The following is a 13,266-nucleotide window of genomic DNA, read 5'->3' on the forward strand; positions in this document are numbered from 1 at the left end:
TTTCCTTTAAATTTAAAAATCCATCGCCGAGATAAATTTGACTATGCGCGGCGAATCGCTGCTGAAAAATTCCTCCGCCGTACCGTCAAATTCGATATTGCCGCGCTCTAAAAATAAGATTCTATCCGCGACTTTGCGGGCGAAGTTCATATTATGCGTGACGATGATGAGCGAGTCGCGCTCCTTGCTAAGGCCGCCGATGACCTTCAAAACCTCGGCCTCAAGCTCCGGATCAAGCGCACTCGTGGGCTCGTCCAAAAGCAAAAAATACGGCTTCATCGCAAGTGCTCGCGCTATCGCCACCCGCTGCGATTGACCGCCCGAGAGCCTGCTTGGATACTCGTGCTCCTTACCCTTCAGTCCGACCTTTTCAAGTAGCGCCAGGGCCTCAATTTCCGCCTGATCTTTCGGGATTTTAAGCACCTGCACGGGGCCTTCGGTTACATTTTGTAGAGCCGTTAGGTGTGGAAATAGATTAAAGCTCTGAAAGACCATCCCCGTGTGCTCGCGAAACGGTAGCATATCTTTTTTCGAAATTTTACCGGCGAAATTTATCTTATCGCCTCCAAGCTCAAGCTCGCCGCCGTCCGGGATCTCGAGTAAATTTATGCAACGCAGCAGGGTTGATTTACCCGAGCCCGAGCTTCCTAAAATAACCGTAGTCTCGCCGTCTTTAAATTCTAAATTTAAGCCGTTTAAAACAACGTTGTCTCCGAATTTCTTAGTCAAATTTTTAAATTTTATCATCACACGTACCTTGAAAATCTCTTCTCGAGCCTAGCTTGCAGAAACGTCAAAAACGTGCAGACTATCAAGTAAAAAAGCGCGGCGAGCACGTAAAGCGTGAGCGGATCGAAGGTGCGCGCGGCGATGCGCTGAGCAACCATAAACATATCGACCATTGTGATAGAAGCCGCAAGCGAGGTGTCTTTTAGCGTGCTTATAAAGATATTTGAAAGCGGGGGTAGCGAGATACGCGCGGCTTGCGGAGCGATTATACGGCGTAAAATTTGCGCGTAGCTCATACCAAGCGCCGTAGCGGCTTCCCACTGGCCTTTGGGCACCGAAAGCACGGCCGCCCTAACGGCTTCGGAAGCGTAAGCGCCGATATTTAGGCTGAAAGTTATGATCGCCGCGCTCCAAACATCGAGCGTAATACCCACGATCGGCAGACCGAAATATACGATAAAAAGCTGCACCAAAAGCGGCGTGCCGCGAAATATCCAGATATAAAATTCGCTAAGTTGCTTTAAAATTTTGATATTTGCTATGCGCGCGATCGCCGTTAGCACCGCGATGAGAAGCCCCAGCGAAAAGGAGATCGCCGTAAGAGGCAGCGTCACCTTTATCATCGCTAGCGCCATAGGTTGTAGCGAGCTTAGCAAAAGCTCGCTTATACGGTCAAATTCGTTCATCGCCCGTTACCGCGAGACATCTTTGCCGAAATACCTGATCGAAATTTCAGCCAGCTTGCCTTCGTTTTTTAGCTCCTCTATCGCCTTGCTGATCTGATCGGCAAGTTCCGTATTGCCCTTTTGCACGATAGGCGCGGTATAGTCGGTATCGCTTCCCTCGGCGGCTATTTTAACTGGAGCGCCCGGGCGCTGCTTGATGAAGTCGTAAAATACGATATTATCGCGCACGACGGTATCTACACGCTTGCTAACGAGAAGCTCCATGCTCTTGCTAAAGCTATCGACCGTGACGTTTTGCGCCCCGTAGCTAGCGGCCACCTTTGCCCAGTTGCTGGTAGCGGAGTCGGCGTTTTTCTTACCTTTTAGATCATCAAAGCTTTTGATATCGTCGTTATCTTTATGAGTGATGATGGCGCCGTGCACGACGGTGTAGGGCTGTGCGTAATCATATTTTTTCTTGCGTTCGTCAGTAACGCTTACTTGATTAAATACCGCATCGGCCTTGCCCGCATCAAATGCCGCGAGCATCGCGTCCCACGGAGCGGTTAGGAATTCGATCTTTAAATTTAACTTCTTAGCGACTTCACGAGCGATATCAACGTCGTAGCCCTTTAGCTCGTTTTTATCGTCATAATATGAAAACGGCGCGTAAGTACCTTCCGTAGCAATCGTTAAAACGCCCTCTTTTATGGTTTTGGCGTTTAAATTTAGCGTCAAAAATGCGCCCAGAGCCAAAATTTTTAGTAGTTTTGAAACCATCTTTTATCCTTTAAATTTAGCTGCTTTTATGCGAGTAAAATTTACTCCGAGATATCTTTACCGAAGTATTTGACCGAAATCTCTTTTAGCTTGCCTTCGCTTTTTAGCTCACCAAGAGCTTTGTTTACGTCGTTTACTAGCTCTTCGTTGCCCTTTTTCACGATGGCTGCGGAGTAGATCGGCTCGCTACCGCTAGCGGCTATTTTTAAAGGGGCGTTTGGACGCTGATTTATGTAATCATAGAAGGTCACGCTGTCGTTTATCGTTGCATCCGCACGGCGGCTGATGATGAGCTCCACCCCTTTACTAAAGCCGTCTACGGTGACTATCTGCGCGCCGTATTTTTGCGCGATGCCGGCCCAGTTGCTAGTCGCCGAATGCGCGCTTTTTTTGCCTTTTAGATCCTCGAAGCTTTTGATTTCATTATTGTCTTTATGAGTGACTAGCGCGGCATAGGCGACGGTGTATGGAACGGTGTAATCGTATTTTTTCTTACGCTCGTCCGTGATGCTTACTTGATTAAACACGATATCGGTCTTGCCCGCATCAAATGCCGCAAGCATCGCATCCCACGGAGCTTCGACGAATTCCGCTTTTAAATTTAACTTTTTAGCGACTTCGCGTGCCACTTCTACGTCGTAGCCCGTTAGCGCGTCGTTTTTGTCATGGTATGAGTAGGGCGAATACGTGCCTTCGGTCGCGATTTTCAAAACGCCGTTTTCGAGAGTTTTTGCATTTGCACCGGTTAAAAGAGCGAAGCTCGCCAAAGCAAGCAGAGAAGATTTTAGTAGTTTTTTCATTTTTTGTCCTTTTTAAATTTATCGTTGGCTATTCATCTAAAAAGGCCCGCGAGTGCGGAGTTGAAAATATCTTTTTAAATGTTTAGCGACTTGCTAAGCACTTAAAAAGATATTCGTGCCTAGCGCCCTAGCTTTTCATTTCGCAACAACACATGTCGCACATATCGTTTTTCATAGCGTACCTTTCGAGTAAAATTTGGCGGTAATTTTATGCAAAAAAAGTTTAAGATAAAATAAATTTATATTAAAATTTCGGATTTTATTTTTTAAATGATATAAATTTTGGATACAAAATCGGCTCTAATATCGATAAAATCGAACTATAAGTTAAATTTTAAATTTTATAAAAATTAAAATTTTGATTAGAATTTTTAAATTTAACTCATAATCTAGAACAGATTGCGTCTATAAGTAAAAATCCACGCTTTCAAACTCCAAAAATCGTTTTTATGCATCGGCCAAAGCAGTAAATTTACTTGGCTCTCGCCTTTTTCACGCACGCGCCCACCGCATCCATCACCGCCGCGCGAAATCCCCCATTTTCCAGCGCTTTGACCGCTTCTATCGTCGTACCGCCGGGCGAGCAAATTTCGTCTTTTAAGGCTGCAGGATGCTTGCCGCTTTTTAGCATGAGCCGCGCAGAGCCCGCGACGCTAGCAGCGACGGCTTCGTACGCCAGCGCTCTAGGCAGCCCCTCAAGCACTCCTGCATCGGCCGCCGCCTCGATAAACATAAAAACATAGGCCGGCAGGCTACCCGCGATACCCGTAAATGCGGCAAATTTGGCCTCCTCCAGCTCATAAACGGCGCCGAAATTTTCAAAAATATCTCGCACCGCCGCCCGCTCGTCTGCGCTTAAATTTTCATTAAAACACAGCGCGCTTACGCCCTCTGCGATTGCCGCGGGAGTGTTTGGCATCGCGCGCGCGATCTTAGCCTGCGCGCCCAAAATTTGCGAGGCTTGCTCCAGGCTAAAGCTCGGGGCGAGCGTGACTATAACCTTACCTCGCGCAGCGTCTTTTATCAAATTTAATATATCCACGTACGCCGCTGGTTTGGTCGCTAACACCGTGATATCGGCCGCCTGCGCGACCGCAGCTTCGCTCTCGCAGGCGTTTACGCCGCATTTTTCGCGCAGAGCTGCCGTTTTGCTTCTTGCATAGACAAACACTCTCTCGCCGCCTAGCCTTTGCGCCAAATTTTCGATCATAGCGCCGCCCATATTTCCGCCGCCGATAAAGCCGATTTTAGGATTTTTCATTTTGCCGCCTTTCTTAGAGTGCCGATTTTGACCGCCTTGCCGGCAAGCGCCTCGCGTATCGCGATATTTTCCGCCCAGATAGCGCCCGTAACCTGCCCGGGCGTCAAGGTATAAACGCCGCCCGTCTGCGCCTCGTCGCTAGCCTTAAAGTCGTTGCCCACAACCAGCTCATAGACGTCCTTCGTGTCGTTTTCAAATTTTATCGCCGCTTTTAGCGTCGGCGCTTCACCCTGTTTCGCCGCGCCCGCGTACTGCTCGAGTACGTTTTTGCTAAGCCTGCCGTAGACGCCGCCAAATTCGTCCAGATATATCCGCACGGCGCGCTTGTCCGAGTTTTTGCCGCCTTTTTCGCCCTTGCCGACGCTCACGCTCATCTCGTAGGCGGTTTCTCCCGTCGGAAAATCCTTAAATTTAGCGTCCGGGACGAAAACCCGCACGTTGTCCGTTACTACTTTTTCGTCGTGCGTCTGCGGCGTTATGCCAGTTAGCACGATCGTGGATTTCACGTCCGCGCCTTTATCCGAAACAAGCGCGAAGATCGGCACCCGCGTAAGTAGCGTCGTTTCGTAGCAACCGCCAAAAATAAACGCCGCGGCAAAAGCAAAGATAAATTTTAGTTTTTTTCATCGGTTTCCTTTAAATTTACGCCGATTTTAGCATAAATTTCGCCTTTCTACGCCCGAGTGGCGAACCTGCGTCGGGTCAAATTTCATCACCGAAAAAGTCACCATCGATGTCGCAAATTTCGATGTTTTGCCGCACTTGCACGCCGAGTTTATATTTTATCATCAGCTCCGCCAGCCGCTCTCCGTCGATCAAAACCACCGTGTGGCTTTGCACGTTTGCCGCATACTCTTTGGCATCCTTGCTAAATTTTGACGTCGTGATAAACACGCCCTTTTTGGTCTGCTTATCTGAGATCGCGCCGACGAATTTTTGAATTTCAGGACGAGAGACCGCGCCTTGCCAGCTTTTAGCCTGCACGTAAATTTGCGACAATCCAAGCTCATCCTCGTCTATAATGCCGTCTATGCCGCCGTCCGCGCCGCTCTTGGTTAGCCTGCCTACTCCGTAGCCCATTTTTTCGAGCAAACGCGCCACCAAATACTCAAAAAAGCTCGGCTTTTTTTGCGAAATTTCGTCTAAAATTTGAGATTTTAGATTTTGCGCGAGCTCGTTTGCCGTCTCCACGATGATGTCGCTAGGCGTCTTTTCTTGCGTTGCTGTTTGCGAGATTTCGGCACTCGGCGCGCTTTTGTTTTTATAAATTTCATCGTACCAAGCCTCAAATTTCGCCTGCGCGTCTTTGCTTTTTAGCATCTGTTTGCCAAAATCCGTTATCTCGTACACGCCTCTGCCGGTTTTTTTGACTGGCTTTTTGGTGCCGGGCAAATTTACGACTTCTTTATTGCCCGCAAAGTACGACAATGCCCAGCCCGCGCGGTTAACATATAAAAGCATGCCGCTAGGTATCCTTTGCGAGAGTTCGTCGTCGCTAAATTTATAGTACTCCGCGACAAATTTACAAACCTCTTTTCTATCCACGCTGCCGCGCTCGCCGATAAATTTTAAAATCGGAAACATCATCTCTTTGTAGCTTGGTATCATCACTCTCCTTTATCCATTAAATTTTATAAATTTGACTCCAAATTTGAACGTAAAACGATAAGGCGAAGTATTTTTGTCATAGACGAGGCGGATAAGCAAGGGCAAAGGAGCGTATATATAATACGTGACTGCAGCCCGCAGCGAAATCAAACGAAGTATATGACAAAAAGACAAGCCGCTAACGCGTTTGATAATCCCCGCGGACGACGTATTTATAGGTCGTAAGCTCCCTCACCCCCATCGGTCCTCTGGCGTGCAGCTTTTGCGTGCTGATGCCGATCTCGCCGCCAAATCCAAACTCGCTGCCGTCGCTAAAGCGCGTCGAAGCGTTGGCGTAGACGACTGCGCTGCCGATTTCGTTTAAAAACCGCTCGATGTTTGCGTAATCCGCGCTTAAAATCGCGTCCGAATGTCCGCTGGAATGCGCATTTATAAAGCTGATCGCCTCGCTCGTATCTCGTACGGCGCGCACGGCTAGCACGAGATCCAAAAACTCGGCGCCAAAGTCGCTCTCGCCTGCAAGTTTAACGTTTTTTGCGCCTCGCAGCTCCGACTCGCACTCGCCTAGCAACTGCTTGCTCACGCGAAACTCGACCTCCGGCATCTCGCGCACAAGCTCAGGCAAAATTTCGCCCGCAATGCGCTCATGCAAAAGCACGCACTCTACGGCGTTGCAAACGCTTGGACGCTGGGTTTTGGCGTTTTTGATTATCTTTGTCGCCTCGCTTAAATTTGCGCTCTCATCGACGAAGATGTGACATACCCCCGCGCCCGTCATGATGATCGGCACTGTCGCGTTTTGCGCGATAAAATCTTTTAAGCTCTTACCGCCGCGCGGTATCAAAACGTCGATATACTCGCTCATTTTCGCCATTTGCGCCACGACTTCGCGTTCGGCGCTCTCCACGAGCTGCACCGCGCCTTTTGGAAGGCCAAATTTTGCCCCCGCTTCGTTAAATAAATTTAGCAAAAAAATGTTTGAATTTAGCGCGCTGGCGCTGCCTCGCAGGATCGCTGCGTTGCTGCTTTTTAGCGCCAGAGCTGCCGCGTCGATGCTGACGTTTGGGCGGCTCTCGTAGATGATACCCAGCACCCCCAGCGGCACGCGGACGCGGCTGATTTGCATGCCGTTTGGATGGCTCCAGCCGCCTAAATTTTCGCCTACGACCTCGGCAAAGCCCGCCACCTCGCGCACGCCCTGCGCCATAGCCTCGATGCGGGCGTCGGTTAGTCGCAGACGATCGAGTAATGCCGCGCTAAGGCCCGATTTCTCGCCGTTTGCAAGGTCTTTGGCGTTTGCTGCTTTTATCGCGTCCTTTTGCGCGAGCAGCTCGTCCGCCACGGCGTTTAAAATTTCAAATTTAGCCTTGCTGTCAAGCCTCAAAAGCTCGCCGCAAGCGGCTTTTGCACGCTTACAGATCTCTAAAATTTCATTCATTTTCACTCCTTGATTTATAAAGCGCCCTCTCTTAGGCGCAAAGAGTAGCGCGACAAAGCCAAATTTAGCGATGCGTCTACCAAATTTTGCCTTTAAATTTGACCTGATTATAGCTAAATTCGCTCGAATTTCATGCGACCGTAAAAATACGCTATAATCCTTAAAATTTTATGAAAAGGAAGCAAAATGGGCGGGATAAAAGAGTTTTTAAAACACGAAGCTAGCGGCGGGATTTTGCTGATGATCGCTACGGTCGCGGCACTACTGTGTCAAAACACGTTTTTGAGCGATTTTTACAACGAGTTTTTAAAGACTAAATTTACCGTAAGCTTCGGCGAATACGGGCTAAGCAAACCCCTGATCTTGTGGGTAAACGACGGGCTTATGGCGGTATTTTTCTTTCTCATCGGACTTGAGCTAAAGCGCGAGGTGCTAGAGGGCGAGCTAAAAAATCCGTCGCAAATCGCGCTACCGGCCATCGGCGCAGCCGGCGGACTCATAGTGCCCGCGGTTATCTTTTATCTTTTTACGAAACACGACTCCTTCGCGCTTGGCGGCTGGGCGATACCGACAGCGACGGATATCGCATTTGCTCTTGGTATCTTGAGTCTGCTTGGGCCGCGCGTACCGACTAGTTTAAAAATTTTCCTCATGACGCTAGCCATCATCGACGACCTTTGCGCGATCGTGATTATCGCGCTATTTTACACGAGCGAGCTTAGCATTCAAATGCTTGCGGTCGCGAGCGTTTGTCTAGGCGCGCTTTTTGCGCTAAACAGACTCGGCGTAAAAAGCAAGACGGCCTATCTAATCGTAGGCGTGGTGATGTGGGTAGCGGTGCTAAAATCAGGCGTTCACGCCACACTTGCCGGCGTCGTGGCGGCCTTTTTCATACCGCTTAGCTTTAAAGACGAGCCAGGCAAATCGATGCTAAAAAGCATCGAGCACGACCTGCACGGCTGGGTGGCTTTTGGCGTGCTGCCGATATTTGCCTTCGTAAACGCAGGCATCTCGCTGCGAGGCGTCGGACTGGACGAGATTTTATCTCCGGTCGCTCTAGGCACGGCGCTGGGGCTTTTCGTTGGTAAGCAGATCGGAGTATTTTGCTTTAGCTTTTTAGCGATCAAATTTAAGCTAGCTAAGCTACCGGAGGGGTCAAATTTCATCCAGCTTTACGGCATCGCGGTGCTTTGCGGCGTAGGCTTTACGATGAGCCTTTTCGTTAACGGCCTAGCCTACAACGACACGGACGCCTTTGCCCACACGGACAAGCTCGCTATCTTGCTAGGTTCGGTAGTTTCGGGCGCAGTCGGATTTATATTGCTTAAATTTAGCACCGAAAATCCGGGCGCGATAGAAAAACGGTAGTGAGCAAAGCGGCTCACTACCGCCGGCCACCTCGTAATCCATAAATCAAATCGCACGCCACGTGCGCAAAGCTCGCAAATACAAAGCCGATAGCTAGCGCGACGGCTAGGTTGTAAAGCGCACTGTCGTTTGCTAGGGCGTAGTTGTCAAATCGCACGTAGACGCCCCACCTGCCGCCCATCCCCTCTCGGGCGCAAAGAGTAGCCCGCTAAGCGTGAGAAAGCAAAATCCGCCAAGCAGGACAAACGCCGCCGTAAGTTTGACTAAATTTACCCGCCTAAAATCCTCTTTGCCGTAGTTTAGGCAAAAAACGACCGCAAAAAAACACAGCCAAAAACACGCGGCGCAGGCGTAAAAGGCAAGCACGTTTAGGCTCGCGCCGTTGTTTGCAAAGTCGTCCAAAAACGGCGCAAAAACACGCACGGCGCGGATGAAAGGCAGCCAAAATTTAAGCTCCAAAATCTCATCCGAGCTTAAATTTAACGCCCATATCCCAAGTGCCGCAAAAAATAAGACCCCGAGCGAAAACGGCGCCCAGCCTGCCAAAATCGCTCTCTTAAACAAGCTTTTACGTGTCGCAGAGTCGCGCCTGGATTTCGCTTTCGCCGCTTCTTTTTCGTTCATCGTTTTCCTTAAATTTATCCGTATTTTAAAGCGCGCTCAAAAATCAACCGTCAAATTTGACCTAAATCAGCGCGATGTTGTCGATATGCAGCGCCTCGTCCTCGTATTTGTAGCCTAGAGCCGCCTCGATCTCCTCGCTCTTGCGCCCTTTTATGAGGGCTAGCTCAGCCGATGAGTAGTTTGTTATGCCGCGAGCCAGCGTCCGGCCGCTTGCGTCTTTGATAGCGAGCGTTTCACCGCGCTCAAACTCGCCCACGACCTCGCGGATGCCGACTGCTAGCAGGCTTTTGCCCTCTTTTAGTGCCTTTGCCGCGCCCGCGTCGATAGCGACGGAGCCGTTATCTGCGGCTGAGTAAGCAAGCCAGTATTTACGCGAATTTATCCTGTTTTTGCCCGCCAAAAATAGCGTCCCGACCTCGCTGCCCTGCGCTGCTCGCACGATGTTTCGCGGGTCGGCGCCGTTTGCAATGATGAGGTGCGTGCCGTTTTTGGTCGACATCTCGGCGGCGGTGATTTTAGTGCGCATGCCGCCGGTGCCAAATTTACTGCCCTCTGCGCCCGCAGCCGCCTTGATGCCGTCATCTAAATTTTCGACCAAATTTATAAATTTAGCGTCTGCAAAAACGCTTGGATTTTTGTCATACAGCCCGTCGATATCGGTCAAAATTACTAACAAATCAGCCTCGATTAGTCCCGCAACCAGCGCGCTTAGCGTGTCGTTGTCGCCCACTTTCACACCCTTGATGCCCTCGCCCACGACGGGATCGTTTTCGTTGATGACGGGGATGATTTTTTTAGCGAGCAGGGAGCGTAGGACGCTGCGCATATTTAGGTAGCGGCGGCGGTCGCTAAAGTCGTCTTTGGTCAGCAGCAGTTGCGCGATCGTTTTGCCGTGCGCCCAAAATAAAATTTGATAAAGATGGATGAGCGAAACCTGCCCGATGGCTGCAAGAGCTTGCTTTTCGACGATGGATTTTGGCTTGTGCGCGAGCTTCATCTGCCCCATGCCCGCACCCACGGCGCCCGAGGTTACGAAGACTACTTCGGCGTTTTCATTTAGCTCGCTTAAATTTGCCACGATTTGCTTGATTTTATCCTCATTTAGCGAGCCGTCCGCGTTTGCCAGCGTTGAGGTGCCGACTTTTACGACGATGCGCTTTACGCCGCCTAGAAGCTCTTTTCTGTCCATTTTCTCGCTCCGAAATTTTTGAAAATTATACCCAAAACGGCTTATTTTAAATTTTATGTTTTTACAACTAGGCGGAGAGTTTAGTATCAAAGATATACGCGGCACAATGGCCAAGATCGCCTCTGCGCTTGAACGAGTCGACACGCTCGCGCGCACGGTAGCGATGGCGGAGATTCCCGTGGGCATCATAACCTCTTTGGTGGGCGCGCCCTTTCTCATCGCGCTTTTAAGAAGCAAGGCAAAGGAGCTGCTAAAATGATACTACAAACGAAAAATTTATCCTTTAGCTACGGCGGATTTGGGCTCGAAGACGTAAGCATCGAGATCAAAAGAGGCAGCATATGCGGGCTTTTGGGCACCAACGGTAGCGGCAAGAGCACGTTTTTTAACTGATGTATGAAATTTCTAAGTATCAAAGGCGGCGAAATTTACGTTGATTCGCAAAACACGAAGCACAAAAGCCCCGCGTGGATGGCCAAAAACATCGCCTACGTCGCGCAGCACACCGAGCTGCATTTTCCGTTTTTCGTAAGGGACATCGTCCTGATGGGGCGCTCTACGCACGTAAAGAGCCTATTTGGTTTCAGTAAAGACGACAAAAGAGCGGTGAGCGAGGCGATGGAGTTTATCGGTATCTCGCATCTAGCGGATAAAAAGATGAACGAGCTTAGCGGCGGGCAGCGGCAGCTCGTTTTTATCGCTAGGGCGCTCGCGCAGGATACGCCGCTCATCTTGCTTGACGAGCCGACGTCCGCGCTTGATTTTAAAAACCAGATCACGCTTTGGAAAATTTTAAAAAAGATCGCTGCTGGCGGCAAGACGATCGTCATCTGCACGCACGAGCCCAACCACATCCTTTGGTTTTGCGACGAAGTGATAGTGTTTAAGGGCGGGCGGATCGTCTCAAAAGGCAGCGTCGCACAGGTTTTAAACGATGAGCTGCTGGCTAAAATTTACGGCGACGTCTGCACCTTTGAGAGGCTCGCGCAAAAAGAGGTGATCCTGCCTAAGCTCTAGCTACTCCTCCAAACTATACCCGATACTGCGCACGGTTTTGATTAGCTCAAAAGGCAGCTTCGCACGTAGCTGACGCACGAGCGAGCGCAGGCGATCGGACGAGACGTTTTCGTCTTTATAGATACTCCACTCAAGCTCCTGGATCGTTACTACGTGCGGGGCGTTTTTGGCCAAAATTTCCAAAAACAATCCCTCTTTTTTGCCCAGCATTATACTTGTGCCGTTTATGTGCAGAGTGAGGCTGTTTTTGTCGTATATAGCGCCGTTTTTTAGCTCAAATTTGCTCCCGAGTAAAATTCGGCAGTTTCTAAACACACGAAACAAAAACTCCTCCGGCAAAAAAGGCTTTACCATAAAGTCGTCGTACTTTGCGTAGTAAATTTTCTTGTAAAGCGCGGGAATGGCCTTATCTACGAGGATCATAACGGGAGTTAGGCTCCCGTTATCTCGCAGAAATTTGACCGACTCAAAATTTGCTAGATCCTTCGTCTTTACGTCGATGACGTAAAAGATGTAGCGGTTGCCGTTGTAATAATCCTCCCTTAGCTCGCTTAAATTTTCAAAACGAACTATGCGGATGTTAAAGCGGTAAAGCGCGGCGTTGAGGTTTAGTTGCATCTCCACGTCGTCGCTAACGAGCAAAATTTTCTTCATTTTAGCCTACTTTTTGGTGGCATTGCCTTCTTTATCTTCACCCTTCACCTCTTTGGGTGCTACATAATCCTCCCCAAAATAAGCCTTCTTTATCTCTTCTTTTTTGATTGCGGCTTTCTTTTCGTAGATTTTGTATTCAGGCTTCCAGTAGTTTAGCATGTTGTTTAGTCCGCTGTGACCTACCTCGGCGTGACAGCTAGCGCAGGTTAGTTGCTTATCGGTATTTAGCAGGCTTTGATAGTGAGCGTGCATCTTTTGAGCTTGCGGGCTTGTTAGTTTATTATCTACCAAATTCGTATGGCAGCTAACGCAACCGTTATCAAATACGAAGTGCTCTCTTTTCTCTCTATTTTTATGCCAGTCTATAGCCTCTGGGTCTTTAAAGAAATGAATATATCCCTCCATTAGTCCGTTTTTAGCTTTAATTAGGACGTATTTGGCTAGGTTATCATGAGGTATGTGGCAGTCCACGCATTTAGCCCTTACTCCGCTTTTACCTTTGCCGCTATGAACGTCGTTACTATAAGCTATAACCATAGGATCCATCTCGTGGCATACTACGCAAAACTTCTCTCCGCTAGTTTCTTCTAGGGCGTAATGCACGGGCAGTACGACTAAAAACCCTATAATGCCGCTTACTAATATAATAAGCGCTAGTACTTTCTTTGAAATTTTCATGGCGTTACCCCCATCCATTGCGGAACTTCGTGTTCGTGGCACTCCGTGCACATATTGGTTGATTTTTTATGCTCGTTGTGGCACTCGTCGCAGTATAGCGTAGGGCCGTCGTGAACCGAGTTGTGGGGATTTGCTTTTAGCAGATCCATGTATTCTAGTCTTTTAGCTATCTTTTTCTTGTCGCCGTGACAGGACATACAGCCTTTATCGCCTATGGATTTAAATTTACTAGCGTCGTTTCCTTGTCCTTCGTGACAATCAAGACAGGTGAAGCTTAGTTTCTCGTGATGAGGTTTTAAAGGGTGTTTGGCTCGCAGTTCATCGGTGACGTTAAGATCGGCTAAAGACGTTATCTTTGCGCTTGGTGCACCTTCGCTAAATGCAAAAGAGCATAATAGCATAGATGCGCACAAGGCGAGAAACGCTTTATGTTTCATGCGAATTCCTTTCGGATG

At 49.0% G+C, this 13,266-nt stretch carries 15 protein-coding genes and 1 pseudogene; 3 read left to right on the top strand and 13 right to left on the bottom strand.

Translation table 11 applies throughout. The features are described from left to right. Positions 1-12: 12 nt before the first annotated feature. The 8 genes from CSUNSWCD_RS08050 to CSUNSWCD_RS08085 all read right to left on the bottom strand — a co-directional run bounded on the left by CSUNSWCD_RS08050 (position 13) and on the right by CSUNSWCD_RS08085 (position 7,281). On the bottom strand, positions 13-747 hold the full coding sequence (locus tag CSUNSWCD_RS08050; RefSeq protein ID WP_009495625.1) for an amino acid ABC transporter ATP-binding protein: 735 nt from the start codon (positions 745-747) through the stop codon (positions 13-15). Then, positions 747-1,415 (bottom strand): amino acid ABC transporter permease, encoded by a 669-nt coding sequence (locus tag CSUNSWCD_RS08055; RefSeq protein ID WP_009495629.1) that lies wholly within the window; start codon positions 1,413-1,415, stop codon positions 747-749. Before CSUNSWCD_RS08055 ends, CSUNSWCD_RS08050 begins: the two co-directional genes overlap by 1 nt. 6 nt (positions 1,416-1,421) lie before the next feature. Beyond that, on the bottom strand, positions 1,422-2,174 hold the full coding sequence (locus CSUNSWCD_RS08060) for an amino acid ABC transporter substrate-binding protein (protein WP_002953323.1): 753 nt from the start codon (positions 2,172-2,174) through the stop codon (positions 1,422-1,424). 41 nt (positions 2,175-2,215) lie between these two features. Beyond that, entirely contained in the window at positions 2,216-2,974 is a 759-nt protein-coding gene (locus CSUNSWCD_RS08065; protein WP_009495631.1) for an amino acid ABC transporter substrate-binding protein, read from the bottom strand. Positions 2,975-3,446: 472 nt separating this feature from the next. Beyond that, entirely contained in the window at positions 3,447-4,235 is a 789-nt protein-coding gene (proC, locus tag CSUNSWCD_RS08070; RefSeq protein ID WP_009495632.1) for a pyrroline-5-carboxylate reductase, read from the bottom strand. After that, on the bottom strand, positions 4,232-4,741 hold the full coding sequence (locus tag CSUNSWCD_RS08075) for a hypothetical protein (protein ID WP_009495633.1): 510 nt from the start codon (positions 4,739-4,741) through the stop codon (positions 4,232-4,234). Before CSUNSWCD_RS08075 ends, proC begins: the two co-directional genes overlap by 4 nt. Positions 4,742-4,937: 196 nt before the next feature. After that, positions 4,938-5,843, bottom strand: coding sequence for a restriction endonuclease (locus CSUNSWCD_RS08080; protein WP_009495634.1), 906 nt, complete (start codon positions 5,841-5,843; stop codon positions 4,938-4,940). A gap of 178 nt (positions 5,844-6,021) precedes the next feature. Then, positions 6,022-7,281: a glutamate-5-semialdehyde dehydrogenase gene (locus tag CSUNSWCD_RS08085; protein WP_009495636.1), complete on the bottom strand. Its 1,260-nt coding sequence runs from the start codon at positions 7,279-7,281 to the stop codon at positions 6,022-6,024. Positions 7,282-7,467: 186 nt separating this feature from the next. Here CSUNSWCD_RS08085 and nhaA point away from each other — a divergent pair, with 186 nt between their 5' ends. Then, on the top strand, positions 7,468-8,649 hold the full coding sequence (nhaA, locus tag CSUNSWCD_RS08090) for a Na+/H+ antiporter NhaA (protein WP_009495638.1): 1,182 nt from the start codon (positions 7,468-7,470) through the stop codon (positions 8,647-8,649). Positions 8,650-8,781: 132 nt separating this feature from the next. On the opposite strand, the gene CSUNSWCD_RS08095 is transcribed toward nhaA, so the two are convergent. Together CSUNSWCD_RS08095 and proB are read right to left on the bottom strand one after the other, a co-directional pair. Next, positions 8,782-9,273 carry a hypothetical protein gene (locus CSUNSWCD_RS08095; protein WP_009495645.1) on the bottom strand — a complete coding sequence of 164 codons (492 nt, stop codon included), beginning with the start codon at positions 9,271-9,273 and terminating at the stop codon, positions 8,782-8,784. A gap of 61 nt (positions 9,274-9,334) precedes the next feature. Continuing rightward, positions 9,335-10,462 carry a glutamate 5-kinase gene (gene proB / locus CSUNSWCD_RS08100; protein ID WP_034964663.1) on the bottom strand — a complete coding sequence of 376 codons (1,128 nt, stop codon included), beginning with the start codon at positions 10,460-10,462 and terminating at the stop codon, positions 9,335-9,337. Between the two features lie 55 nt (positions 10,463-10,517). On the opposite strand from proB, the gene CSUNSWCD_RS11775 reads away from it, so the two are divergent. Continuing rightward, the gene (locus tag CSUNSWCD_RS11775; RefSeq protein ID WP_034964665.1) at positions 10,518-10,721 is read left to right on the top strand and encodes an iron chelate uptake ABC transporter family permease subunit; all 204 of its coding nucleotides are present in this window, start codon (positions 10,518-10,520) and stop codon (positions 10,719-10,721) included. Beyond that, positions 10,718-11,479, top strand: a pseudogene (locus tag CSUNSWCD_RS08110) (ABC transporter ATP-binding protein). Before CSUNSWCD_RS11775 ends, CSUNSWCD_RS08110 begins: the two are co-directional and overlap by 4 nt. Here CSUNSWCD_RS08110 and CSUNSWCD_RS08115 read toward each other — a convergent pair. Genes CSUNSWCD_RS08115 through CSUNSWCD_RS08125 form a run of 3 tightly spaced genes read right to left on the bottom strand, consistent with a single transcriptional unit; the run spans position 11,480 to position 13,248 of the window. Beyond that, on the bottom strand, positions 11,480-12,133 hold the full coding sequence (locus CSUNSWCD_RS08115) for a response regulator transcription factor (protein WP_009495656.1): 654 nt from the start codon (positions 12,131-12,133) through the stop codon (positions 11,480-11,482). It abuts the pseudogene before it with no gap. 6 nt (positions 12,134-12,139) lie between these two features. Beyond that, positions 12,140-12,811, bottom strand: a complete 672-nt coding sequence (locus CSUNSWCD_RS08120; protein ID WP_009495658.1) for a cytochrome c3 family protein — start codon at positions 12,809-12,811, stop codon at positions 12,140-12,142. Then, the gene (locus CSUNSWCD_RS08125) at positions 12,808-13,248 is read right to left on the bottom strand and encodes a cytochrome c3 family protein (protein WP_009495660.1); all 441 of its coding nucleotides are present in this window, start codon (positions 13,246-13,248) and stop codon (positions 12,808-12,810) included. Before CSUNSWCD_RS08125 ends, CSUNSWCD_RS08120 begins: the two co-directional genes overlap by 4 nt. Positions 13,249-13,266 lie beyond the last annotated feature (18 nt).

It is taken from the genome of Campylobacter showae CSUNSWCD, assembly GCF_000313615.1.
In the GTDB taxonomy this organism is placed as follows: domain Bacteria; phylum Campylobacterota; class Campylobacteria; order Campylobacterales; family Campylobacteraceae; genus Campylobacter_A; species Campylobacter_A showae_A.

Coding starts and splice junctions, on each gene's coding strand:
- nhaA (WP_009495638.1), top strand. CDS start 7,468: ATGGGCGGGATAAAAGAGTTTTTAAAACACGAAGCTAGCGGCGGGATT.
- CSUNSWCD_RS08050 (WP_009495625.1), bottom strand. CDS start 747: ATGATAAAATTTAAAAATTTGACTAAGAAATTCGGAGACAACGTTGTT.
- CSUNSWCD_RS08065 (WP_009495631.1), bottom strand. CDS start 2,974: ATGAAAAAACTACTAAAATCTTCTCTGCTTGCTTTGGCGAGCTTCGCT.
- CSUNSWCD_RS08060 (WP_002953323.1), bottom strand. CDS start 2,174: ATGGTTTCAAAACTACTAAAAATTTTGGCTCTGGGCGCATTTTTGACG.
- proC (WP_009495632.1), bottom strand. CDS start 4,235: ATGAAAAATCCTAAAATCGGCTTTATCGGCGGCGGAAATATGGGCGGC.
- CSUNSWCD_RS08080 (WP_009495634.1), bottom strand. CDS start 5,843: ATGATACCAAGCTACAAAGAGATGATGTTTCCGATTTTAAAATTTATC.
- proB (WP_034964663.1), bottom strand. CDS start 10,462: ATGGACAGAAAAGAGCTTCTAGGCGGCGTAAAGCGCATCGTCGTAAAA.
- CSUNSWCD_RS11775 (WP_034964665.1), top strand. CDS start 10,518: ATGTTTTTACAACTAGGCGGAGAGTTTAGTATCAAAGATATACGCGGC.
- CSUNSWCD_RS08115 (WP_009495656.1), bottom strand. CDS start 12,133: ATGAAGAAAATTTTGCTCGTTAGCGACGACGTGGAGATGCAACTAAAC.
- CSUNSWCD_RS08085 (WP_009495636.1), bottom strand. CDS start 7,281: ATGAATGAAATTTTAGAGATCTGTAAGCGTGCAAAAGCCGCTTGCGGC.
- CSUNSWCD_RS08125 (WP_009495660.1), bottom strand. CDS start 13,248: ATGAAACATAAAGCGTTTCTCGCCTTGTGCGCATCTATGCTATTATGC.
- CSUNSWCD_RS08120 (WP_009495658.1), bottom strand. CDS start 12,811: ATGAAAATTTCAAAGAAAGTACTAGCGCTTATTATATTAGTAAGCGGC.
- CSUNSWCD_RS08055 (WP_009495629.1), bottom strand. CDS start 1,415: ATGAACGAATTTGACCGTATAAGCGAGCTTTTGCTAAGCTCGCTACAA.
- CSUNSWCD_RS08095 (WP_009495645.1), bottom strand. CDS start 9,273: ATGAACGAAAAAGAAGCGGCGAAAGCGAAATCCAGGCGCGACTCTGCG.